This window comes from Limnohabitans sp. TEGF002, from assembly GCF_055395845.1.
This window is the reverse complement of the sequence record NZ_AP029224.1, coordinates 300044-324366: the sequence shown is the minus strand read 5'-3', so window position 1 is coordinate 324366 and position 24323 is coordinate 300044. Positions and strand designations below refer to the sequence as shown.

The window sequence follows — 24323 nt, the reverse complement described above, 5'->3', positions numbered from 1 at the left end:
CAGTGTTCATCGGGTCACAAAATCGCGGGGCGGTTCGGGCTTGCGCCAAAACGGTACTTTTTTCAGCCACAGCAAGAGCGCATGCCAGTGGATGCGGGCCACCACGCCAAACGTCAGCAGCGGAAAGCGCCACATCACGCGGCGCAAAGCGGCCGCCGTGGCGGGCTCGAGCACGCCGCTCCAGCTAGTGTCGATCAAAGGGCCATCGGCGTCGCCATGGTCCACACGCGCCACGATGCGGTCTTGTCCGTTGTGCTCTGTGCGCAGGAATCGAAAGCGGTACTCGCCCTGCACATCGCAAAAGGGCGAGACATGGAACACTTTGTGGGCCAGCATGGTTAGGCCGTATTGCGGCTCGGGCAGCAGGTAGCAGTGGCGCTCACCAAAGGTGTTGTTCACCTCGGCCACAATGGCGGCCAGGCTGCCATCGGGGCGGTGCGCGTACCAAAAACTCACAGGCTTGAAGGCATGGCCCAGCACGCGCGGAAAAGCCTGCAGCCAGATCTCGCCTGTGGCGTCTTCGATGCCTTCTTTGTGCAACAAAGCATCGAGCCAAGCCAAGGCCCCGCCCGTTTCAGCGGGACGTCCATCGCCGTGGTCGGCATCGTGAAAGGCAAACCAGGCGCGGCGGTTGATGGCCAGATCCGTGCGGCACACACCCGCTTGCACGCTGCGCATGGGCAGCATCAAAAATGCGGTTGTGTAGGCAAACGCATGGTGCGCCGGGCGGTGGCGCGTGTGGCGCACCTGGCCCCAACCGATGAGCGCAGTGTGGGCATGGACCGGGGTGGGTGTCATGCGGCCAGTCTGTCCTGAACAGGGCTGGCCTGTTCGTGGATGAGTTTGAGCAAAGCGCGGCCCACTTGCAGGCCCGATTTCAGGCCGTCTTCGTGGAAGCCATACCCCGTCCAGGCGCCGGCATACCAAGTGTGCTGCTGGCCTTGCAGCAAGGGCAAGCGCTTTTGCGCCTCGATGGCGCCCAAGTCAAACACCGGGTGGGCATAGTCGTACTCGCCCACGATCGTGGCCGGGTCAATAGCTTGCAGCGGGTTGAGCGACACCACCACGGGCTGCTCAAACGGGATGCGTTGCAAACGGTTGAGCAAATAGTGCAGGCACACACGCGAGGACTCGCGCTCGCTGCTGGCAGCGCGTTCGTAGTTCCATGCGGCCCAGGTCTTGGGGTTGGCGGGCAGCACGCTGGCATCGGTGTGCAGCACGGCGCGGTTGTCTTGGTAACGAATGGCCCCAAGCAGGCTGCGCTCCTCGCCAGACGCCTCACGCAGCAAACCCAGCGCTTGGTCAGTGTGGGTGGCGATGACCACTTGGTCAAAGCGCTCGGCGTGGCCATCGGTGATGATGCGCACGCCTTGCGCGTCACGCTCGATCAAACGCACGGGGGTGTTCAAGCGTTTGTCGTGCACACCCGCCAAAATTTTCTCGACGTAGTGGCGCGCACCGCCCACCACGCTGAACCACTGCGGGCGGTTAGTCACCTGGATCAGGCCATGGTTGTGGCAAAACCGGATCATGGTCGCCACGGGGAACTGCAACATCTGGTCGGTTGGGCAACTCCAGATGCAGCCCAGCATGGGCAGGAAATACCAGTCGCGAAACGGCTCGCTGAATTTGTGCGTACGCAAAAAGTCGGATAGGGGCTGCTGCAGCTCTTTTTCGCGCTGCTCTTTGGCGATGCGGGTGCACAGGGCGTTGAAGCGCATCACGTCGGCGAGCATGCGCCAAAAACGTGGGTTGACCAAGTTGCCGCGTTGCGCGAAAACACTGTTCAGGTCGGTGCCGCTCCACTCCAGCGTACGGCCATTCAGCGCACCCGGCACTTTGACCGAAAACGACATGTCGGACGGCGCGATCTCGACATTCAGCTCGGCAAACAGGTTGATCAGGTTGGGGTAGGTGCGTTCGTTGAACACCAGAAAACCCGTGTCCACGCCATGCGTCACCGGGCCTTTGGGCGTGGGCAGCGTGATGTCCACCGTGTGGGTGTGGCCACCAAAGTAGTCGCCCGCCTCGAACACGGTGATGTCGGCTTGGTCTTTCAGGGTGTGGGCCACGGCCAGGCCTGAAATGCCGGAGCCCACAATGGCCAGCTTCATGCGTGGCTTGCTTGTCGCGCTCATGGCTGCGCTTTCAGGGCTTTGTCGATGGCCGACAACAGCGTTTTGCTTTCCGGCCCGGTCATGCTGCTGTACTGGTCAATGACCTTACCGTCGCGGCCTATCAGGTATTTGTGAAAGTTCCAGCGGGGCTTTTGGCCGGTTTGTGCGGTGAGCTGTTTGAACAAGGGGGCTGCGCCATCACCCGTGACCTGGGTTTTGGTGAACATCGGGAACTTCACGCCGAAGGTGCTTTCGCAAAAAGCCGCGATGTCCTTGTTGCTGCCTTTTTCTTGCGAAAAGTCGTTTGACGGGAAACCGAGCACCACCAAACCTTGGTCTTTGTACTGTGCATTCAAGGCCTCCAGGCCTTTGTACTGGGAGGTAAAACCACAAAAACTAGCGGTGTTGACCACCAGCACCACTTTGCCCGCGTACTGGCACAGCGATTGCGGCTTTTCGTCTTGCAAACGTTCAACGGTGTGGTTCAGGATGGCTGGGCAAGCCGCCGCATGGCCACCCTTTTGCGGGCTGGCCTGCGCAGATTCGAGCCCCAGGCCCAGCAAAGCGGCCAGCAAGGCCATCAGCAGGCCGGGGCCCCATTGTTTTACCCAAGAGTGGTTCATTTGCACTTGAAAATTCATTTTGTGACTGATCAGTTTAAACTTGTTTATCCACATTGTCACGCCAGGCCCTTTTCATTGGAGACGCACATGCCCAAACCCTCGGGTTTTAAAGGGAACAAACAGGATTTGCCGCAAAAACCTTGCGCCGTCTGTGGCCGGGCCATGAGCTGGCGCAAAAGCTGGGCCAAGAACTGGGAGAGCGTGCTCTACTGCAGCGACCGCTGCAGGGCCGACAAGTCCAAGCCCGCCAGAACCTGACCCCCCTCCTGAACGTCCCCCCCGCGAAAGACAAGGCATGACACGTCACCTGGTATTGATTTTGGGCGATCAACTGGGTTGGGACAACCCGGCCTTGGCCGACTTTGACCCCGCCCAAGACCGGCTCCTGATGATCGAGGCAGACAGCGAAGCCGATGAGGTCTGGAACCACCAAGCCCGTATCGCGATCTTCTTGTCGGGCATGCGGCACTTTGCCAACGAAGCGCACCGCCGCCGCTGGCCTTGTACTTATCTGAAGGTCGACGACAGCGAACTGCCCCCGGACTTTGCAGGCCGCTTGGCCCTGGCCCTGCACACCGACCCACCCAAAGCCTTGGTGGTGATGGAAGCCGGAGCTTGGCGCATGGAACGGCTGATCGAAGAAGCTGCCGAACAGGCACAGGTGCTGTTGCGCTGGGTGGGCGACACCCACTTTTTGTGCAGCCGCGCCGAATTCGCCAAGTGGGCCGGCGACAAAAAAGAGCTGCGCCTGGAGTTCTTTTACCGCGAGATGCGCAAAAAGCATGGCGTGCTGATGGAAGGCAAAGAGCCCATCGGCGGCCAATGGAACTACGACGCTGAAAACCGCAAAGGCTTTGGCACCAAAGGCCCCGGCACCGTGCCCCCGCCCGCCCGATTTGCGCCGGACCGGGTCACACAGGATGTGATCGCTCTGGTGCAAACGCGTTTTGCAAAATACCCCGGCACGCTCGAGCACTTTGCTTGGCCCGTGACCCGCGAAGACGCGCTCGTGGCGCTGCAGCACTTCATCGACCAGCGCTTGGAAAACTTTGGCGCTTGGCAAGACGCGATGTGGACCACGCTGCCTTTTGGTTGGCACGCGCTGGTGGGCAGCAGCTTGAATCTGCATTTGCTCCACCCGCGTGAAGTCATCGCGGCGGCCGAGGAGGCTTACCACGCACGCGGCTTGCCGCTGGCCAGCGTGGAGGGCTTCATCCGCCAAGTACTGGGCTGGCGCGAGTTCATCCGCGGGGTGTATTGGCTGGACATGCCGCACATGGCTGAGGCCAACCACTACGGCCACACGCGCGACCTGCCCGCCTGGTACTGGACAGGCAAGACACACATGGCCTGCATGCAAGCCACCATTGGCCAAAGCCTGCAGCACGGCTACGCACACCACATCCAGCGGCTCATGGTCACCGGGCAGTTTGCGGTGCTGGCGGGCCTCTCACCGCAGCAGGTCAGCGCTTGGTACCGCGCCATGTATGTCGACGCGGTGGAATGGGTAGAAACGCCCAACACCCTAGGGATGGCCCTGCACGCCAATGGGGGGCGCTTCACCAGCAAGCCCTATGTGGCCAGCGGCCAATACATCAGCCGCATGAGCAACTACTGCAAAGGCTGCCGCTACCAGCCCGAAGTGCGCACCGGCCCCAACGCCTGCCCCATGACCACGCTGTATTGGGACTTTTTGATCCGGCATGAGCAGGACTTTGCAGGCAACCCACGCACTGCGCTGATGGTCAAGCATGTGGGCAAGATGAGCGCGGAAGACAAGGTGCAGATCAACCTGCAAGCTGAGACGACGCGCGCGGGTCTTGACGCCGTCTAAAAATTCTGAATCATTTGCGCCGTCTGATCTGCTTGAGCACATGCTGCTTGAACGCCTGCGCCAGCGGTGACAATTTTTTGCCGCCTGGATAGACGATGTGCCAGGCCGAGGGCAGGGGAAAGCCCTGCACATCGATCACGCTCACGCCGTTTTCTTTTTGATGCCCGTGCAAGGCGTGGCGCGAAACCACGCCCACGCCAAGCCCGCCCGCCACCGATTCCTTGATCGCCTCGTTGCTGCCCAACTCCAGGCGCACGTCGGGGCGGAACTTCATTTGGCGGAAAAACTGGTCCCCCGCCATGCGCGTGCCCGATCCTTTTTCCCGAAAAATAAAACGACGCTCAGCCAACTCTTGCAAAGGCACTACAGTGCGTTTAGACAAAGGGTCGGATGTGGGCGCGATCACCACGATCGGATTGGGCATGAAAGCCTCGTCGCCCAAGTCCATGTCTTTGGGTGGCATGGACATGATGTACAGGTCGTCCAGGTTGTCTCGCAAGCGTTGCACCACGCCATCGCGGTTCAATATTTCCAGTGACACGTCGATGGCCGGGTGTTGCTTGCAAAAGCTACCGATCAGGTGCGGCATGAAGTACTTGGCGGTGCTGACCACAGCAACTCGCAGCTTGCCACGCGACAAGCCCTTGGCCGCGTCCACGTTTTGTTCAAACGCATCCCAGGTCTGAGCCACGGCGCGGGCGGTGTGCGCCAGCTCTTGGCCCACCTCGGTCAAGTAGAGTTTTTTACCCACCAACTCGTACAGCGGCAAGCCCACGGATTCGCTGATGTCCTTGAGCTGCATCGAGGCCGTGGGTTGGGTGACGTGCATCACCTTGGCCGCAGCGCTCACGCTGCCGGTTTCGGCCAAGGCCAGAAACAAGCGCAATTGACGGAAGCTGACATTCATAGACTTTTATCTATACTCAATGGTTGAAGAATCGATTTTACAAGTGTACGGTCCGTTTCTATGATCGGCGCCAGGAACACCCCATGCAAAATCTGATCGACCCCGCCATCCTCTTTTTCATCTTTGGCGTGCTGGCGGGCACCGTCAAATCCAACCTCGAAATCCCGCCCGCCATCTCCCGCTTCCTCTCGCTCTACCTGTTGATGGCCCTGGGCCTCAAAGGCGGCTTTGCGCTGTCGCAATCGGGCCTGACGGCCAGCGTGGGCATCAGCCTGGCCGCGGCCGTTTTGCTGGCCATCGTCATCCCGCTCATTGGTTACGCCGTACTGCGGCGTTTTGTGTCCGGCTTTGACGCGGCCGCTGTGGCCGCTACGTATGGCTCGGTGAGCGCGGTGACCTTTGTCACGGCCGTGCAAACCCTGGAAAACCAGGGCGTGGCTTATGGCGGACACATGGCCGCGGCCATGGCCTTGATGGAGTCACCCGCGATCATCCTGGCCGTGGTGCTGGCCAATTCGCTGCGGCAAAAGCAGGTCTCGGGCGTGGTGTCGCAAGGGGGCGGCACCGCAGCATTGGCTGGTACTGCTGCGCCTCATGGTGCCTCGGTGGGCAAGATCCTGCACGAGTCCTTCACCGATGGCGCGCAGTTGCTGCTGCTGGGCGCCATGGTGATCGGCCTGATCACGGGCGAAGCTGGCAAAGAGGCCATGGCCCCCTTCTCGGTGGACCTTTTCAAAGGCATGTTGGCCTTCTTCCTGCTGGACATGGGTTTGATGGCCGCGCGCAACCTGCCCCAGGTCAAAGGCCAGTCGCCCGTGTTGATCGCCTATGCCGTGCTCGGCCCCATCGTGCATGCGGCACTGGCCCTGGGTGTGGCGGTTGTTTTGAAGCTGAGCCCAGGCGATGGCGCCTTGCTCATGGTGTTGGCCGCGAGCGCCTCTTACATTGCAGTGCCCGCCGTGCTGCGCACCGCCTTGCCCGAAGCCAAGCCTGCGCTCTATTTCGGCCTTAGTTTGGGTTTGACCTTTCCACTCAACATCGTGCTCGGCATCCCCGTGTATTTGGTCGTGGCGCAGGCGGTTTTGCGGTGACCGACTAGACCGAACGCATCAACCCGCCATCGATGCGCAGGCTCTGGCCCGTGATGTAAGCCGCTGCATCCGAGGCCAAGAATGCGATGGTCGCGGCCACTTCTTCGCTGGTGCCGTAACGCTGCATGGGCACACTTTGGCGGCGCTGCTCTTGGGCGGGCAGGCTGTCGATCCAGCCGGGCAGCACGTTGTTCATGCGCACCTGGTGCACCGCGTGCTCGTCGGCAAAGAGTTTGGTGAATGCCGCCAGACCTGCGCGGGCCACGGCCGAAGTCGGGAACATCGAACTGGGCTCGACCACCCAGGCGGTGGAGATGTTGACGATGGACCCCGCCTTTTGCTGAATCATGATGGGCGCCACCAGACGCACGGCACGCACCACGTTCATGAAATACATGTCGAGCCCCAAATGCCATTGCGCATCGGTCAACGCCAGCAGCGGGCCCTTGGGGCCGTGGCCAGCGCTGTTGACCAGCACGTCGATGCGGCCCCAACGTGCCATGGTTTGGTCGACCAGCTTTTGCAGGTCTTCGCTCGACTGGTTCGAGCCGGTCAGCCCCAAGCCGCCCAACTCACGGCCCAGCGCCTCGCCCTTGCCGGACGAAGACATGACCGCTACTTGGAAGCCATCTTGCGCCAACTTGCGGGCCGCCGCTGCGCCCATGCCACTGCCGCCACCCACCACCATCGCCACTTTGTTGCTCATGCTTTGCTCCTGATTTGTGTCAGTTTTCGAAACATCCGGCCAGACCACTGGCCCAAGTCATCGAGGTAAGTGAACACCACCGGGATGACCAGCAAGCTGAGCACGGTGCTGGTGAGCAAGCCGCCGATCACGGCAATGGCCATGGGCGAGCGGAAACTCGCGTCGGCCGCACCCCAGCCCACGGCAATGGGCAGCATGCCCGCGCCCATGGCAATCGTCGTCATGACAATCGGGCGTGCGCGCTTGTGGCAAGCGTCCAAGATCGCATCCCAACGGCTCATGGGCGGCACAGCAGGGTGATCCCCCTCGGCGGATTTGCCACGCCGCGCTTCGATGGCGTATTCGACCAGCAAGATCGAGTTCTTGGTGGCGATGCCCATGAGCATGATCAGGCCAATCAGCGAGGGCATGGAGAAGCTCTTTTGTGCGATCAGCAAGCCCACAAACGCGCCACCCAAAGACAGCGGCAGCGCCGCCAAAATGGTGATGGGGTGCAAGAAGCCTTTGAACAAGAGCACCAGCACGATGTAAATACACAACACACCGATCAGCATGGCCAAACCAAAGCTGGCAAACAGTTCACCCATGACTTCGGCGTCGCCCACCTCCACCACCTTCACACCCGGCGGCAGGCTTTGCAGCGCAGGCAGTTGTTGTACCGCCGCTGTCACGTCGCCCAGCGGCATGCCCGACAGCTCGATCTCGAAGTTGATGTTGCGCTGGCGGTCGTAGCGGTCGATCACCGCCGGGCCACCGGCCACCTCGATGCTGGCCACTTGGCCCAGCATGACGGGGCCACGGCTGCCAGGCACCAGCAGGCGCTCCAGCGTGGCCAAGTCGTGGCGGGATTCATCGCCCAGTTTGACGACGATGGGCACTTGCCGCTCCGACAAATTGAGCTTGGGCAAAGCCGCGTCGTAGTCACCCAAGGTGGCCACGCGCAAGGTGTCGCTGATGGCGGCGCTGGTCACGCCCAAATCGGCGGCTTTGGCAAAGTCGGGGCGGACCGCGATCTCGGGGCGCACCAGGCTGGCGGTGGAGGCAATCGACCCCAGGCCCTGGATGGTGCGCAGGTCACGCTCAACGGCCATGGCGGCGGTTTGCAGGGCCTGCGGGTCTTCGCCGGTGAGCACCAGCACGTATTTCTCGCCCGAACCGCCCAAGCCCACTTTGCTGCGCACGCCGGGCAGCTGTTGCAGCGCGGTGCGGATGTCATTTTCAATCGCCTGCTTGCGTGGGCGCTGGCCGCGTTCGGTCAACTGGATGGTGAGCGTGGCCTTGCGCACTTCGGCCGCGCCACCACCGGCGAACGGATCAGAGCCCGCGCTGCCGCCGCCAATCGTGGTGTAAACGCTTTTCACGTCGTTCACCGTCATGAGCAGCTTGCGGGCGTGTTCGGCACTGGCCTGGGTTTGCGCCAAGGTCGAACCCGGGGGCAGCTCCACATAGACTTGGGTTTGCGAGTTGTCATCCGGTGGGATGAAGCCCTTGGGCAACAAAGGCACCAGCATGATGGAGCCGATGAAAAACAGCGTGGCCAAGACCATGGTGACCAAACGGTGCTTCATGCACCAAGTGGCCCAGACCATGTAGCGCTTGAGCCAGCCGGGCTCGTGCGCGGCCGTGACGATGGGTTTGAGGATGTACGCCGCCATCATGGGCGTGAGCACCCGCGCCACCACCAGCGAGGCGAACACCGCCAGCGACGCCGTCCAGCCAAACTGCTTGAAGAACTTGCCGGGAATGCCGCTCATGAAAGCGGTGGGCAAAAACACCGCGATCAAGGTGAAGGTGGTGGCAATCACGGCCAGACCGATCTCGTCGGCCGCTTCCATCGCCGCCTGGTAAGGCGACTTGCCCATGCGCAAATGGCGCACGATGTTTTCCACCTCCACAATCGCGTCGTCCACCAGCACGCCAATGACTAGTGACAGCGCCAACAAAGTCACAACGTTAATGGAAAAGCCCAGATAGGCCATGCCAATGAAAGCCGGGATCACCGACAGCGGCAACGCCACCGCCGACACAAAAGTGGCCCGCCAGTCGCGCAAAAACAGCCACACCACCAGCACCGCCAAAATTGCGCCCTCGTACAGCAGCACCAATGAGCCGTTGTATTCCTCTTCCACCGGGGTCACAAAGTCAAAGGATTCGGTGATCTCAATGTCGGGGTTTTGCAAGCGGTAGTCGGCCAGCGCTTGGCGCACCAATCGGCCCACGGCCACCTCGCTCTCGCCTTTGCTGCGCACCACCTCAAAGCCCACCACAGGCACACCGTCCAAGGTGGCGGCCGAACGGGCATCGGCCAGCGTGTCGCTCACGGTGGCCACTTGGTCCAGCCGTACGCTCCCTCCGCCTGGGCCACCACGCGAGATGGACAACTCGATCTGCCCCACTTCTTGCGCTGTCTTGACGGTGGCCAGCGTGCGCACAGGTTGTTCGCCCGCACCCATGTCCATGCGGCCACCGGAGCCTTCGCGCTGCACCTGCTGGAGCTGGCGCGACACCTCGGCCGCCGTGATGCCCAGCGACTGCAGGCGGTTCACATCCAACGCCACACGCACCTCACGCGTCACACCGCCCACGCGGTTGACGGCGCCCACACCACGCAGCGACAAGAGCTTGCGGGTGATGTCTTTGTCCACCAACCACGACAGCGCTTCATCGTCCATGCGCGAAGAGCGCACGGTGTAAGCCAGCACGGGCGAGCCGGCCAGGTTGAGCTTTTGCACCACCGGGTCGCGCAAGTCGCCCGGCAAGTCGGCTCTCACACCCTGAATGGCCGAGCGCACATCGTCCACAGCTTCTTGCGTGGGCTTTTCCATGCGGAACTCGGCGGTGATCGACACCACACCGTCTTGCACCTTGGTGGTGATGTGCTTCAAGCCCTGCAGCGGGGCCAGCGCGTTTTCGAGTTTGCGGGCCACATCGGTTTCAAGCTGCGAGGGCGCAGCGCCGGGCAAGCTGGCAGTGACGCTGATGGTGGGCACGTCCAGATCCGGAAAGTTCTGCACTTTCATGGACCCAAAGGCGATGAAGCCCGCCACAGTCAGCAGCACGAACAGCATGACGGCGGGAATGGGGTTGCGGATCGACCACGAAGAGACGTTGAGCATGGCGTCCCTTTTATTTGGTAGCGGCGGCGGGAGCAGCTTGAGCGGCTGGCGCATCGACCACACGCACCGTGTCGCCGTGGTTCAAAAATGCACCGCCGCTGGCCACGACCCGCGCGTCGGACTTCAGGCCGCTGGTCACCTCCACACGGTCGCCGCTTTGGCGTCCTGTTTGCACCTTGAGCTGGCTGACTTTCTGGTCGGCCCCCACGGTGTAAACGTAACTGAAGCCATCGCGCACCACCACGGCGCTTTGCGGCACGGTGAGCGCTTGGCTTTGCCCCAGCGCGATCTCGCCTTGGGCGTACATGCCAGCACGGGCGCTGCCAGTGGCGGCGGGCAAGTCCACATACACGATGGCGTTGCGGGTTTGCGCATCGACCGAAGGCGCGACCATGCGCACCTTGCCTTGCAGCTGCTGGCCGCTGGCGGCCTTCACTTGCACCGGCGCACCCACCTGAATGCGACCAATCTCGGCGGCAGTCACTTCAGCGCGCCACTCGATGCGGCCCTGGCGAATCAAACGGAACAACTCGGTGCCCGCACCCACCACGCTGCCCACGGTGGCTTGGCGCGCCGAGATCACGCCCGCATCGGGTGCCCGCACCAGGGTTTGTGACAAGCGCACGTTTTGCAACTGCACCAAGGCACGCGCCGATTGCACGCGCGCTTGCGCCGAAGCATCGGCGGCCAAGGTCTTGCTGAGTTGCGCGTTGCTGAAAAAGCCCTGCTGCTGCAAGCTGCGGGCACGGTCTGACTGGGCTTTGGCTTCTTGCGCACTGGCCGTGGCTTCGGCCAAAGCCGCTTCGGCCTGCGCCAGCTCGGCGCGCAGGGTGTCGGACTGCAAAGTTGCCAGCACATCGCCGCGCTGCACCCGGTCGCCCACATTCACCCGCACCTCGGTGATCTTCAGGCCATTGGCTTCTGCACCGATGATGGCTTCTTGCCACGCAGCCAGGCTGCCGTTGGCGTTGATTTTTTGCGCCAAGCTGGCGGTTTGGGGCGTGGTGACGGTCACCGTCAAAGACGGTTTGGCGGCACTGGCTGATTTGGCCGGTTCAGCCGCATACACCATGCCAACCGCAGCGGCCCACAACCCAAGAGCCGCCCACACCCCAACACCGTTTTTTTTCATGACTTTTCTCTTTGCAATGCGCCCCGCTGGCGCGTCGGAAGTTTAGCGCTTGCCGATGACCCTCACCGTGTCCTCTGGCACATTGAGGCCCAAAAATACACCCACCTTGCAGACCTCAAACGCCTTCACTGCATGACGAAGCGCCACACCGCCAACACCGCATCACGCGCTGCACTGAGCGAGGCAGGGTCCAACTGGGTGGGCTCTTCGTTCAAGCGCGCACGGTGCTGCAAGCGCCGCATTTCGCGGTAAGCATTGGCAGCCCCTTGACCCACGCCTTCTGGCAGCAAAGCGGCTTGTTCGGCGCGTTGGAGCAAAGCGATGTTGCCCACGTTGTCGGCCAACTCAGGGTGTGCGGCAGCGTTCAAGAGCACCAGATACTGCATGGCAAACTCAACGTCGACCATGCCACCAGGGCTGTGTTTCACATCAAAGTGGTCGGCTTTGACCGGATGGCCCTGCCGCACGCGTTCGCGCATGGCCACGATTTCGGCCTTGAGGCTGGCCGCGTCGCGCGGGGCGCTGATGACGGCGTGGCGCACAGCGTCAAAGCGGGGCGCCAAGCTTTGCAAGCCCATGACAAAGCGGGCGCGCGTCATGGCTTGGTGCTCCCAGGTCCAAGCGGTGTTGCTGCCGCGTTGTTGTTGGTAATCGGCGTAGGCTTCAAATCGGGTGACCAGCAGACCCGAGTTGCCATTGGGGCGCAAGGCGGTGTCGATCTCGTAAATGTCACCTTCGGCGGTTTTGACCGTCATCCAGTTGATCATTTTGCGCACGTAGGCGGCGTAGATTTCCTGGGCACGTTCATCTTCGTCGTCGTACACGAAGACGATGTCCAAGTCGCTGCCGTAACCCAACTCTTTGCCGCCCAATTTGCCGTAACCGATAATGGCAATCGCCGGTTCTTCGCGGTGGCGGTTCTTCAGGCGGTCCCAGCACCAGCGGGCCGTCACACGCAAAACGGCATCGGCCAGGGCGCTCAGATCGTCGGCCACTTGCTCGACCGTGAGCACGCCTTCTACATCGCGGGCCAAGGTGCGAAACTGCTCGGCGTGGTGGGCGCGGCGAAGCAGGTTCATCAGGCTTTCTTCGTCGTCTTCGCCCGTGCGCTGCAGGGCCACGCGGCGCGCCTGCAACTCGCCCTCGAACTCGGCTGCGTCAAAGCGGGTGTCAAACAAGTTGCCGCCGGCCAGCTCGTCGATCACGCCGGGGTGTTGCAACAAATACCGCGCAGGCCACTTGGCCGCGCCCAGCAGACGCAACAAGCGTTCATACACCGAGGGGCGCTCCAGCATCAGGGCCAAATAGCTTTCGCGGCGCAGCAGGGGTTCGATCCAGTCGGCCATGCGCAGCACGGCCACTTCACTGATGCGGCCCTCGCCCAACCACTGTGCGGTGCGCTGCAGCAGACGCATGAGCCGCCCGCGTGCGTCGTCGCGCAGGGCCTGCACACGCGAGTTATCGGTCCACTGTGCCAAGCGATCGCGCACCGGGCCCTTGAAGTCATTCAACACCGCATCGAGCTCGGCAGGTTCTCGGCCATTGCCGTTCTTGCCATTTTTACCGTTGCAGGTTTTGCAATCACGGTCGCCGCCGAGCAAAGTGTCGAATTCTTGCGCCACCACTTCACGGTGCGCGTCCAAGGCGCTCAGGAAGCTGCAGGTGCTGGCATGCCCCAGCGTCTGCGCGATCCAGGCCAAATCATCGTCGCGGGTGGGCAGCACATGGGTTTGCTGGTCGTCCAGGTACTGGATGCGGTGCTCCACCTGGCGCAAAAACACATAGGCCGCACCCAGCGCGTCGGCCGTGGCCTGCGGCATGAGCCCGGCTTTGGCCACGCGCTGCAAGGCGTCCAACGTTGGGCGGGTGCGCAATTCGGGAAACTGCCCACCACGCACCACTTGCAGCAATTGCACGGTGAATTCGATCTCGCGGATGCCGCCGCGTGAGAGCTTCACGTCGTTGGCCCGTTCGGGGTGACCGGCGCTGCGCTTGGCCGCGTGGTCGCGGATTTGCTGGTGCAGCGTGCGCAATGATTCGAAGACGTTGTAGTCCAGGTAGCGGCGAAACACAAAGGGCAACACCACGGCGCGCAATGCTTGAGCCGAGCCATTGAGCATGGCGCTGCGGGGCGCGACCACGCGGCTTTTCATCCAGGCAAAACGCTCCCACTCGCGGCCTTGCACCAGCAAATACTCTTCCAGCGCGTCGAGCGAGACCACGCTGGGGCCTGAATTGCCGTTGGGCCGCAGGGCCAGATCGACCCGGAAAACAAAGCCGTAGTCGGTGGTGTCGCCAATCAGGGCGTACATGCGCTTGACCGCACGGGTGAAGTACTCCTGGCACGAGACTTTGTTGCGGCCTTCGGTGTTGCCCTGGGTTTCACCGTCCTGGTCGTAGACATAAATCAGGTCGATGTCGCTCGACACATTCAGCTCACGCGCACCCAACTTGCCCATGCCTACGATCCACATTTCGGCGCGCTGGCCGTCAGGTTTGGTGGGTGCCCCGTGCAGGGCGTCCAAATCGGCCATGACTTGTTGCCAAGCCATATCGAGCGTGAATTCGGCCAGCCAGGTCATGCCGTGCGTGACGGCTGCCAAATCGGCTTGGCGGCTGCAATCCAGGAAAGCCAAGCGCTCCAGTGTGAGTTGGCGCAACACACGCAAAGCGGCGCTGGTGTCCAGGCCCTTGGCTTGCAAAGCGGCATAAGCCGCGTTCAGGCTGTCGCGTGTTGGGGGGCCGGGCGGCAAAAGGGGCAACTCTGCACCATAACGGCGATACAAACGCTGCAGAAAACGTGAATACGCAGGCAAATCGACCAAACTGACATCATTTGCGGCGGGTGCCTCATCCATGGGCTGGCTGCGGGTCATAATTCCTGCTGACTTTCTGATTCAAATGTTTGTGCCTTCTTTGCCCACTTTTCCCCGCCTGACCCTCGTGCTGTCCCGCTTGATGCGGGCCGTAGCCTGGGCCCTTTTGGTGCTGGGTGTCTTGTTGGGCATGGCCTGGGCTGCCTTGCATTTTTGGATTGTGCCGCGAATCGGAGACTACCGTCCCGCGCTGGAGCGCTTGGCCCAACAAACCATCGGGGTTCCGGTCAAGGTCGGTGAAATCTCCGCTGAATCAACGGGCTGGGCTCCCTCATTCGAGTTGCGCAACATCGAACTGCTCGACCCCGAAGGCCGCACAGCATTGCGTCTGCCCAAAGTGATGATCGCGATCAGCGTGCACTCGGTTCTGAGCTTGAAGCTGGAACAACTCGTGCTGGACAGGCCCGAACTGGATGTTCGGCAGATGGCCAACGGGCACTGGCGGGTGGCCGGACTCGATTGGACGCCGCAAAAGGGAGGGGATAACCCCGCAGCCGATTGGTTATTCGCGCAGCACGAAGTCATTGTGCGTGGCGGCACGCTGCACTGGACCCGCGAGAGCCCAACACAAACCGACGTGCAAACCAACACGGTCGCGAGCAGCCTTTCGCTGCGTGACCTGGATCTGGTGCTGCGCAATTCACCCCGACACCATGACGTCCGCATCGATGCCACCCCTGTGGGCGACTGGGGTCAGCGCTTTGTCACCATCGGCCGCTTTAAACGCAATCTGTTGTCCATCCACCCCGGCCAATGGGCGGACTGGACAGGCCAGGTTTACAGCTACTTTCCGCAGGTTGATGCCGCGAAGCTGAGCCCTTACATGCCGGCGGGGGTCAAGCTCATGTCGGGTCAAGGCAGCATGCGACTGTGGAACGACGTGAACAACGGCCAATGGGCTGGCGGCGTGGCCGACGTCCATCTGACCGGCTTGCAAACCGCCCGCTCTGAGGGTGAGGCCCCTTTGGGTTTTGAGCGTTTGTCTGGCCGTTTGGCTGGCCGCGTCCACCCACTGGGCTTTGAGGTTTCGACCCAGCATCTGGCCTTTGTCAGCGACCAAGGCTTGGCCTGGCCTGGCGGCAATGTCTCACTGACCTATACCCACCCACAAGGCAAAAACTTGGCAAGCGGTCAGCTGCAAGCCGATCACCTGGACTTGTCAGCGTTGCGCGATGTGGCCTTGCGCATGCCTTTGACCGCTGTGTGGCATCAGCAGCTGCAAGAGCAAACGGTCAGTGGACAGGTCGAAGCTTTGCAGTGGCGGTGGCAAGGCGACTGGCAAGCGCCGCAACGCTATGACGGACAGCTCACACTGAACAGCTTGTCTTTGCCGCCAGCGGCCGCACGCTCGGGTGGCAGCCATCCACTTCGACCCGGTCTGCAAGGCGCACAAGTCCAGCTGAAATTGAACCAGGATGATGGCCGAATTGAGGTCAATATGGGGGCTGACGGGGCCGTGTTCTTGCCCGGCGTCCTGGAGGACCCCGAAGTGCGCGTGCGGTCTTTGCTGGGGCATGCGGTTTTCAAACGTGAAGCTGCTCAGTGGCACGTGCCCGAATGGAAGCTTCAACTGGCCAACGCAGACTTGCAAGGCGAATGGCAAGGCCAATGGCACCCCGCCCCCCAAGGCCAAGGTCCCGGCGTACTTGACCTGCAGGGCAAGATCAAACAGGCCAATGCCGCACAGGCTTACCGTTATCTGCCTCTGTCACTGCCTGCAACCGTGCGCCAATACGTGCGAGACGCAGTGCTCAAAGGCGTCTATTCGGACGTACAGGTGAAGATCAAGGGCGATCTGGCCAAACTGCCGTTTGCCAACCCCAAAACGGGCGATTTCAGGTTTGCCGGACGCATCCAGGACGTGGAGCTGGATTACGTGCCTACGGCCTTGCTGCCCGCAAAAGCCCTGCCCTGGCCACGATTGCACCAACTGACCGGTGAGCTCGTCTTTGACCGCCTGGGCATGAAGCTGAACAAGGCCTCCGCCCGCGCAGGCGATCCACGCACCGGCCTCACCCTGAGCGCAGGCCAAGCCGACATCGCCGACATGCTGAATAACCCCGTGCTGAATGTCTCGGCCGAGAACAAAGGCGCAGCATCGCAAGTGCTGACGTTGGTGCAAAAATCGCCTTTGGATGCCATGCTGTCTGGCGCTTTGCGGCAAACGCAGGCCACGGGCAACGTGCAAACCCGCTTCAAACTGGCTGTGCCCCTGCTCACCCCCCAGAACACCAAGGTGCAAGGCTCGGTGGTGCTGAGTGGCAACGATGTGCGCGTAACGGCCGACACACCACTTTTGGAAAAACTCCAGGGCACGGTGCAATTCAGCGAGTCTGGTTTCAGCCTGAGCGGCACACAAGCGCGCCTGTTGGGTGGACCGGTCCGGATCGAAGGCGGCATGCGGCCAACCCCTGGTGCGGCCACCACCGAAACCTCACTGCAATTGCGCGCCCAAGGCCAAGTCACGGCCGAAGGGCTTCGCCAAGCCAAAGCGTTCAGCCCGCTCAACGAATGGGCCCAATTTGCCAGCGGTGCCACCAACTACAGCGCTCAACTGGGCTGGCGCCAAGGGCTACCCGAATTCGCTCTGCAAACCCAACTGGAAGGACTGGCCCTGAAATTGCCCGCCCCGCTAGGCAAGACCGCCAACACGAGCCTGTCCGTCTCGGCGCGCACACGTGTGCAGGGTTCAGGCAGCGGCTTGCGTGACCAGTTGCAACTGGACTGGGGCAGTGTGGCATCGGCGCTCTATGTGCGCGATCTGTCGGGCGCTGAACCCGTCGTCTTGCGCGGCAGCCTCACCTTGGGCCTGCCGGCCTCCCAAGCCCCCGCATTGCCCGCCACAGGGGTCACCGCAGCGGTGGCGTTGGACCGTTTTTCTCTTGAAGACTGGCAAAGCCTGCTGCCCGCCGAACTGGGCGCAGGAAGCCAGAAAGACACCGGCAAAACGGCGTGGTCAGCCTATGGCCCCACACGCATCGGCCTGCAAGCCAACACACTCAGCGCCGATGGCCGCACCTTGCACCAAGTCGTGGCCGGCGGCTTGCGTGAAGGAAACTCGTGGCGGGTGAATGTCGATGCCCGCGAGCTCAATGGCCACGTGCTTTACCGCCAACCCAGTGGCGATCAATTGGGCCATCTGTTTGCACGCTTGTCGCGTCTGAATTTACCGCCCTCCAGCGTGGCCGAAGTCGAAGGCCTGCTCGAAGCACCACCGGCGAATTTGCCCTCACTGGACATCGTGGTCGAACAGCTGGAGCTGCGCGGCAAAAAACTCGGCCGCATCGAAATCGAAGCCCTCAACACCGAACAAACCAAAACCCGGGCCAAGGCCAACCCCGAGTGGCAGTTGAACAAATTCAACATCACGGTTCCCGAGGCCTCCCTGCGCAGCACCGGCCGGTGGTTGGCCTCTGCTGAAGGCAGTCAGCAACGCAAGACCGAAATGAATTTCAAACTGGACATTTCGGACGCTGGTGCATTGCTCACGCGCCTGGGCACGCCCAACGCCTTGCGAGGCGGCACAGGCCTGCTCGAAGGCTCTGTGAATTGGCAGGGCTCTCCCTTGGCTTTGCATTACCCCAGCATGTCTGGCCAGTTTGCCGTCAAGATGGGCCGTGGTCAGTTCCTCAAAGCCGATGCCGGTGCTGCCAAATTGCTTGGGGTTTTGAGCCTGCAAGCCCTGCCGCGACGCCTGTTGCTGGATTTCCGCGATGTGTTTTCAGAAGGCTTTGCCTTTGATTCGGTGCGTGGTGACGTCACCATCGCGCAAGGCATCGCCTACACGCGCAATTTGCAAATCAAGGGCGTGAACGCGCTGGTGCAGCTTGATGGATCGGCCGACATTGCCCAGGAAACCCAAAAGCTGCGGGTCGTGATCCTGCCTGAACTCGATGCGGGCACCGCATCGCTGGTCGCCGGCATTGCGGTCAACCCCGTGGTCGGCCTCACGGCTTTTTTGGCGCAGTTGTTTTTACAAAACCCCCTCATGAAAGCCAACACCCAGGAGTTCCTGATCGATGGCAGCTGGGCCGATCCCCGGGTCACCAAAATCAACAGCGCGGGCGATGGGAAAAACCCACCTGCAGGCACGACCCGGCCCTGACGCCTCATGAAAAAACTCGGCGCAACTCCCCTGATGGCCGACTGGCACAAGCACCTCCACAGGATCCGAGCCCAACTCGATGAAGCCTTGCCTTGGGGATCTGGGCGACGCTCTTTGTGGGCGGCGTTGATCGCGCTGGTGCTGGCTGTGTTGGCCACACTGGTTTGGCTGGCTGGTCGCTACGAGGCCAGTCAAGTACAAGCCGAATTGGAACGTGACACGGCCGATGCCGTGGGGGATTTGCGCGGCAGCCTGTCACGGCAGATTCAGGCTTTACAAGCCTTGCAATCGGGGCATTTGGCACCCGCCAGCTGGCAGCCTCCCGCATTGGATTTGTTGCGCGACAACCGGGACTGGTTGCGCGTGGAGTGGCGCGACAAAGCCTGGCAACTGAAGGCGTTTGCCGACTCACCCTTGCGTGCGCCGGCATTTGAACGCATTGCGCGCAGCGAAGTCCTGAACGAGGCCAGCCAGGCCTGCCAACGGGCCAAACGCCTGAACGGCCCCGCTTATTCCAGCACCTATTTTCTGCCCCAAAACGACGGTCTGGGCATCGAAGTCATGGAGCTGTGCCTGCCGGTCACACAAAATGGAGAGTGGTTGGGTTACACGGTTGTCACCTACAGCCTACAAGAGCTGCTGACCGAGCGGCTGGGCAGCACCTTTGGCCGCAGGAACGAACTGTCCTTCGTCGAACCGGACGGAACGCGCTTGGCCATTGCCGGTGCCCAACGGCGTGAGCGGCGTGTGTTCACCAGCCAGCAATTGGTCGATCTGCCAGGCAACACCTTGCTGCTGCGCATGGACGGCAGACGGGGCGAACCGGACTTGTTCCCCAATGTGCTCACCGCCTTGGTCACCGGCATGTCCATCGCCCTGATCACGGTGATGGTGCTGCTGACCAAGGATGCCCGCAGGCGTCAGAAGGCCGAGCGAGATCTGGCCGACGCGCTGGCTTTTCGCAAAGCCATGGAAGACTCTCTGGTCACGGGTCTGAGGGCCCGTGACCTGCAGGGCTGCATCACCTATGTGAACCCGGCGTTTTGCCAGATGGTGGGCTGGGAGGCCGACGCCCTGATAGGGCAAAACGCCCCCATGCCCTATTGGCCCCCCGAAATGGTGGACGAATACCAGCAACGCCAAGCCATCCGAATGGCAGGCAATGCATCGCCCAGAGAGGGTTTTGAATCGGTCTTCATCCGCCAAGACGGCACGCGTTTTCCGGTGCTGATCATCGAAGCCCCCCTGATCAGCGTGCAAGGCGAACAAACAGGCTGGATGGGCGCGGTCATCGACATCAGCGAGCAGCGGCGCATCGAAGAACTCTCAAGGGCCAGCCAAGACCGTCTGCAAGCCACTGCGCGCTTGGCCACCGTGGGCGAGATGGCGTCCTTGCTCAGCCACGAGCTGAACCAGCCTTTGGCCGCGATCGCCAGTTACGCCAACGGCTCGCTCAACCTGCTCAAAGACCCTCAGGCCGAACCGCAAACCCTGGACGATGTGCACATGGCGCTGCGCCGCATCGCCGAACAAGCCGAACGGGCTGGCCGCGTCATCAACAGCGTGCACGATTTCGTACGCCGCCGGGACCAAGCCCGTGAAGCCGTGCAACCCCAGGCCCTGCTGGACGCCATCGCACCGCTGGTCAACCTGCAAGCGCGCAAACTGCAGGTGCGCGTGCACATGCGGGTAGATGCCCGACTGCCTGCCGTGTGGTGTGACCGCACCATGGTCGAGCAGGTCCTGCTCAATCTGGCACGCAACGGCATGCAAGCCATGGATTGGCCACACTGCCGCGACAGGGTGCTGGTGCTGCAAGTGCAACGGGCCACACCCGAGAAAGAACATGCGGGGGTGATCTTTTCTGTCACCGACCTGGGCGCGGGCATCGCACCCGATGTGGCGGCCCAGCTGTTCAATCCCTTCTTCACCACCAAGCCCGAGGGCATGGGCTTGGGCCTGTGCCGCACCGTGATCGAACAGCACGGCGGCCAGTTGGAATTTACCGACCACAACCCCAAAGGCACCGTGTTCCGCTTCACACTGCCCGCCGCGGGCGGCCCGGCAACGCACACCACCTAAAATCGCGCCATGCACCCCCCTTTTGACAGCATGGTCTACATCGTTGACGACGACATTGGCGTGCGCGAAGGCATGGCCTGGTTGTTGCGCACGCGGCGCTTGCTCAGCGAGTCTTACGACAGCGCAGAAGCCTTCATGGACATGCTGGAGAAGGCCGCCTCGGTGGCCAACGCTTCACCCCTGCCCCAACAAGCAGGGTGCATCTTGCTGGATGTGCGCATGCCGGGCATGAGTGGCCTGGCCTTGTTTGAACACCTGCAAGCCAACGGTATGGCGCAAGCTTGGCCGGTGATTTTTCTGACGGGTCATGCGGATGTGCCCACCGCGGTGGACAGCGTCAAACGCGGGGCGTTTGATTTTTGTGAGAAACCCTTCTCGGACAACGCCTTGGTGGACCGTGTGGAGCAGGCCCTGCGCTTGTCTCAAGATCGCTTGAATGCCCGCACACAGCAAGACTTTTTGCAATCACGCTTGGGTGAGCTGACCGATCGGGAGCGTGATGTGATGCGCTTGGTGGTGGAGGGCCTGCCCAACAAGCTGATCGCCGACCAGCTCGACATCAGCGTGCGCACGGTCGAAGTGCACCGCTCACGCGTGTTCGACAAAATGGAAGTGAAATCTGCCGTCGAATTGGCCAACCTGATGCGAACACTGACATGAGCCAGCCCACCATAAACAGCGCACGCGCCATCCACGCACTCGCTCGCACAGGCCTGATCACCACGCTCACGGGCATGGCGCTTCTCATCGTGGGCTGTTCTTCTGCTCCCGTGGTGACAGACAACCGGCCAGCGCCTGCCCGCGCGCCAGAGCTTTCATCCATCCCCGAACCTGCAGTAACAGGTGATTACCACCCCAAGCGCAATGACCTGGCCTTGTTTGCCATGTCCTTGCTGGACACCCCTTACAGCTGGGGCGGCCGAGGGCCCGCCACAGGCTTTGACTGCTCAGGTTTGGTTTCGCACGTTTACCGGGAAGTCGCGGGCTTGCCCGTCAAAGGCACTTCTGCCGACCTGGGCCAAAAATCAAGGCCCGTCGACCGTGCCCGCATTCAACCCGGCGATCTGGTGTTCTTCAACACCTTGGGTGCGCGGCATTCGCATGTGGGCATTTATGTGGGGGGCGGCCGCTTTGTCCACGCCAGCAACCCCCGAACCGGTGTGCGCATGGACCAACTGAACAACCGCTATTACGCCCAGCGGTTTGAAGGCGCCGGAACGCTGCTGGACTGAGCCCGGCCCTCCACCATCATCATCAAGGCTTTGGGTCGTCTGCGTCTTTTTTCTCGGCAGATGGCAATTCACCCTTGTTTCGGCCGGAAAACATGGTCCACCACACAATCACGACGAAGAGCAGCAGGGCCAACAAGGCTTCCAGCAAAATAAGCGCCATGATCAAGTTTCCATTTCTGAGTGTTCGCCGCGCAGGTCCCCGCTGGCTGTTGGCTGCGATTGTAGGCAGCCTGACCGCGTGTTCGGTCGCCCCCGTGCTAGAAGAACCCAGCCAAACCGGCCCATTGGCCACGCCTCCCGTTGAGGCCGTGACACCACTGCCTCCTGTGATCATGCAAGCCAAAAGCCGCTGGGTCCCGGTGCCATGGTCCGAACTGCCAGGACTTGAACAAGACGCTGTGCACGAAGCCTGGCCCGCATGGGTGCAAAGCTGCACCCGCCCCAGCCCGCCTTGGGCCGCGCTGTGCCCGGAGGTTCGGCAACTGGCCCAAGCCAGCGTGCAAACACAACGCCAGTGGTTGCGCGAGAAATTGCAGCCTTACCGCGTGGAGTCGCACAACCAACAAAGCGAGGGCTTGTTGACGGCTTACTACGAGCCCGTTTTGAACGCCGAGCGCCATGCCCGCCCTGGCTTTCAAGTGCCGCTCTATGGCCCGCCTGCCGATCTGAACAAACGCAAACCCTGGTACACCCGGCAAGAAATCGACACCCTGCCTGCGGCTCGGGCTGCTTTGCGTGGCAAGGCCTTGGTCCATTTGGCCGATCCGGTCGACGCCATGGTGCTGCACATCCAAGGCTCTGGCTTGATCAACGTGCGCGAACCCGATGGCAGCCAACGCATGGTGCGGCTGGCGTTTGCCGGCACCAACGAGCAACCCTACAAAAGCATTGGGCGCTGGTTGCTGGACAAAAACCTGATTCGCGATGCCTCCTGGCCAGGCATCAAATCATGGATTGACCGCAACCCCTCGCGTGTGAACGAGTTGCTGTGGCAAAACCCCCGCGTGGTTTTTTTCAAGGAAGAAGCCTTGCCTGTCGGCAGCGTGCCGCCAGGCCCCAAGGGCGCACAGGGCGTGCCATTGACCGCCGAGCGCTCCATCGCCGTAGACCGCGGCAGCATTCCTTATGGCACGCCTGTGTGGCTCAAATCCAGCGGCCCGCAAACCCGACTTGACCGCCTGGTGTTGGCCCAAGACACAGGCACCGCCATTGTGGGCGCGGTACGGGCCGACTACTACGCGGGATCAGGCCCAGCAGCCGGGGAACTGGCCGGACGCGTGAAGCAACCGCTGCAACTTTGGGCACTGTGGCCACGCTGACCCCATGCATTTGACCTGCCGACCAGGCTGCGCCGCTTGCTGCACCGCCCCCTCCATCTCCTCGCCCATCCCCGGCATGCCCCAAGGCAAACCGGCAGGCGTGCCCTGCATTCAACTCGACGCCCAGCTGCGCTGCAAGATTTTTGGGCAACCCGAGCGGCCTGCGGTGTGTGGGCAGCTGCAGGCCTCGGTGGAGATGTGTGGGGCTGTGGAAGATGGCGGGGGACACGCCCGGGCTTGGCTGATGCGGCTGGAAGATTTGACGCGGCCGGGGTGATGCACGGCTTCATTGGCACTGGCCATTCACCTCAGTCACCAACACGTCATCCCCCCACCCCGCTTGCCGCTAAGCTGAATCCCTTTTGCTGACCTGCGGAGCACGGCCATGGCGTTTGAAATCCCCTCTTTAAAAGACAGCGTTCACCCCGACGAATGGCAGCTGCGGCTGGACTTGGCAGCGTGTTACCGGCTGGTGGCGCTGTACGGGTGGAGCGATCTGGTGTTCACCCACATCAGTGCCAAACTGCCCGAGTCGGTGGCGGGCCAAGACCATCAGTTTCTGATCAACCCCTACGGCCTGATGTTCGACGAAATCACCGCGTCCAGCCTGGTGAAAGTGGACATGCAGTGCAACAAACTGCACGACACCCCCTTCCCGGTCAACCCGGCAGGCTTTGTGATCCACAGCGCGGTGCACGAAGCGCGGCCCGACGCCGGCTGTGTGCTGCACACCCACACGCGCGCAGGCGTGGCCGTCAGTGCCCAGACCCACGGCGTGCTGCCCATCAGCCAACAAAGCACTTTTGTGCTGGCGTCACTGGCCTACCACGGCTACGAGGGCGTGGCCATTCGCGATGACGAAAAGCTGCGCCTGCAAGCCGACTTGGGCGAGGCCAATTACCTGATGCTGCGCAACCACGGTTTGCTCACCGTGGGCAAAACCATTGCCGACGCTTTTTTGTCGATGTACACCTTCGAGAACACCTGCCGCATCCAGGTCGATGCCCTGGCAGGTCAGTCTGGCGCTGCAGACCTGACGGCCGTCAACCCGCAAATTCTGACGGGTGTGGCCAACGCCATGCGCGTGCAAACCGGCGGTTTGGGCGGTGCGTTTGTATGGCCGTCCCTGCTGCGCAAACTGCAGCGCGAAAGTCCAGACTACGCTTTGTGACCCCTTGGCCTG

General features: G+C 61.9%; 19 protein-coding genes. 10 read left to right on the top strand and 9 right to left on the bottom strand.

Annotated elements, in window-relative coordinates:
- Window positions 1-6: 6 nt before the first annotated feature.
- The 3 genes from ACZ5SR_RS01630 to ACZ5SR_RS01620 are packed head-to-tail and all read right to left on the bottom strand — an operon-like array spanning window position 7 to window position 2740.
- Complete coding sequence (locus ACZ5SR_RS01630) at window positions 7-798, bottom strand: DUF1365 domain-containing protein (RefSeq protein ID WP_464449856.1); 792 nt, start codon at window positions 796-798, stop codon at window positions 7-9.
- Window positions 795-2114 carry an NAD(P)/FAD-dependent oxidoreductase gene (locus tag ACZ5SR_RS01625; protein ID WP_464450996.1) on the bottom strand — a complete coding sequence of 440 codons (1320 nt, stop codon included), beginning with the start codon at window positions 2112-2114 and terminating at the stop codon, window positions 795-797. The genes ACZ5SR_RS01630 and ACZ5SR_RS01625 overlap by 4 nt, the downstream gene beginning before the upstream one ends.
- Before the next feature lie 20 nt (window positions 2115-2134).
- Window positions 2135-2740 (bottom strand): glutathione peroxidase, encoded by a 606-nt coding sequence (locus tag ACZ5SR_RS01620; protein WP_464449855.1) that lies wholly within the window; start codon window positions 2738-2740, stop codon window positions 2135-2137.
- Window positions 2741-2827: 87 nt separating this feature from the next.
- Here ACZ5SR_RS01620 and ACZ5SR_RS01615 point away from each other — a divergent pair, with 87 nt between their 5' ends.
- Both ACZ5SR_RS01615 and ACZ5SR_RS01610 read left to right on the top strand, forming a co-directional pair.
- Window positions 2828-2998: a DUF2256 domain-containing protein gene (locus ACZ5SR_RS01615; protein ID WP_464449854.1), complete on the top strand. Its 171-nt coding sequence runs from the start codon at window positions 2828-2830 to the stop codon at window positions 2996-2998.
- Window positions 2999-3035: 37 nt separating this feature from the next.
- The gene (locus ACZ5SR_RS01610; RefSeq protein WP_464449853.1) at window positions 3036-4574 is read left to right on the top strand and encodes a cryptochrome/photolyase family protein; all 1539 of its coding nucleotides are present in this window, start codon (window positions 3036-3038) and stop codon (window positions 4572-4574) included.
- Between the two features lie 10 nt (window positions 4575-4584).
- Here ACZ5SR_RS01610 and ACZ5SR_RS01605 read toward each other — a convergent pair whose 3' ends face one another.
- On the bottom strand, window positions 4585-5481 hold the full coding sequence (locus tag ACZ5SR_RS01605) for a LysR family transcriptional regulator (RefSeq protein WP_464449852.1): 897 nt from the start codon (window positions 5479-5481) through the stop codon (window positions 4585-4587).
- An 83-nt stretch (window positions 5482-5564) separates the two neighbouring features.
- Between ACZ5SR_RS01605 and ACZ5SR_RS01600 the strand changes: the two genes are divergently transcribed.
- Window positions 5565-6572, top strand: a complete 1008-nt coding sequence (locus tag ACZ5SR_RS01600; protein ID WP_464449851.1) for a sodium-dependent bicarbonate transport family permease — start codon at window positions 5565-5567, stop codon at window positions 6570-6572.
- Between the two features lie 4 nt (window positions 6573-6576).
- On the opposite strand, the gene ACZ5SR_RS01595 is transcribed toward ACZ5SR_RS01600, so the two are convergent.
- The 4 genes from ACZ5SR_RS01595 to glnE form a co-directional block, all read right to left on the bottom strand.
- On the bottom strand, window positions 6577-7278 hold the full coding sequence (locus ACZ5SR_RS01595; RefSeq protein ID WP_464449850.1) for an SDR family oxidoreductase: 702 nt from the start codon (window positions 7276-7278) through the stop codon (window positions 6577-6579).
- Window positions 7275-10394, bottom strand: a complete 3120-nt coding sequence (locus ACZ5SR_RS01590) for an efflux RND transporter permease subunit (protein ID WP_464449849.1) — start codon at window positions 10392-10394, stop codon at window positions 7275-7277. The genes ACZ5SR_RS01595 and ACZ5SR_RS01590 overlap by 4 nt, the downstream gene beginning before the upstream one ends.
- 10 nt (window positions 10395-10404) lie before the next feature.
- A complete protein-coding gene (locus ACZ5SR_RS01585) occupies window positions 10405-11526 on the bottom strand; it encodes an efflux RND transporter periplasmic adaptor subunit (protein WP_464449848.1) in 1122 nt (373 codons plus the stop codon).
- A gap of 125 nt (window positions 11527-11651) precedes the next feature.
- The gene (gene glnE / locus ACZ5SR_RS01580) at window positions 11652-14402 is read right to left on the bottom strand and encodes a bifunctional [glutamate--ammonia ligase]-adenylyl-L-tyrosine phosphorylase/[glutamate--ammonia-ligase] adenylyltransferase (RefSeq protein WP_464449847.1); all 2751 of its coding nucleotides are present in this window, start codon (window positions 14400-14402) and stop codon (window positions 11652-11654) included.
- A 25-nt stretch (window positions 14403-14427) separates the two neighbouring features.
- On the opposite strand from glnE, the gene ACZ5SR_RS01575 reads away from it, so the two are divergent.
- From ACZ5SR_RS01575 to ACZ5SR_RS01560, 4 genes are read left to right on the top strand one after another with little or no spacing between them, the layout of a single operon-like run.
- Window positions 14428-18507 carry a YhdP family protein gene (locus ACZ5SR_RS01575; RefSeq protein ID WP_464449846.1) on the top strand — a complete coding sequence of 1360 codons (4080 nt, stop codon included), beginning with the start codon at window positions 14428-14430 and terminating at the stop codon, window positions 18505-18507.
- 6 nt (window positions 18508-18513) lie between these two features.
- Window positions 18514-20589, top strand: a complete 2076-nt coding sequence (locus ACZ5SR_RS01570; RefSeq protein ID WP_464449845.1) for a sensor histidine kinase — start codon at window positions 18514-18516, stop codon at window positions 20587-20589.
- Between the two features lie 9 nt (window positions 20590-20598).
- Window positions 20599-21249: a response regulator transcription factor gene (locus ACZ5SR_RS01565; RefSeq protein WP_464449844.1), complete on the top strand. Its 651-nt coding sequence runs from the start codon at window positions 20599-20601 to the stop codon at window positions 21247-21249.
- On the top strand, window positions 21246-21821 hold the full coding sequence (locus ACZ5SR_RS01560) for a C40 family peptidase (RefSeq protein WP_464449843.1): 576 nt from the start codon (window positions 21246-21248) through the stop codon (window positions 21819-21821). Before ACZ5SR_RS01565 ends, ACZ5SR_RS01560 begins: the two co-directional genes overlap by 4 nt.
- Before the next feature lie 22 nt (window positions 21822-21843).
- On the opposite strand, the gene ACZ5SR_RS01555 is transcribed toward ACZ5SR_RS01560, so the two are convergent.
- Window positions 21844-21981 (bottom strand): hypothetical protein, encoded by a 138-nt coding sequence (locus tag ACZ5SR_RS01555; RefSeq protein WP_464449842.1) that lies wholly within the window; start codon window positions 21979-21981, stop codon window positions 21844-21846.
- Here ACZ5SR_RS01555 and mltA point away from each other — a divergent pair.
- From mltA to ACZ5SR_RS01540, 3 genes are all read left to right on the top strand, one after another.
- Window positions 21980-23140, top strand: a complete 1161-nt coding sequence (gene mltA / locus ACZ5SR_RS01550; protein WP_464449841.1) for a murein transglycosylase A — start codon at window positions 21980-21982, stop codon at window positions 23138-23140. The genes ACZ5SR_RS01555 and mltA overlap by 2 nt on opposite strands.
- Before the next feature lie 4 nt (window positions 23141-23144).
- On the top strand, window positions 23145-23417 hold the full coding sequence (locus ACZ5SR_RS01545) for a YkgJ family cysteine cluster protein (protein ID WP_464449840.1): 273 nt from the start codon (window positions 23145-23147) through the stop codon (window positions 23415-23417).
- 108 nt (window positions 23418-23525) lie between these two features.
- The gene (locus ACZ5SR_RS01540) at window positions 23526-24311 is read left to right on the top strand and encodes a class II aldolase/adducin family protein (RefSeq protein WP_464449839.1); all 786 of its coding nucleotides are present in this window, start codon (window positions 23526-23528) and stop codon (window positions 24309-24311) included.
- The last annotated feature ends 12 nt before the right edge of the window (window positions 24312-24323 follow it).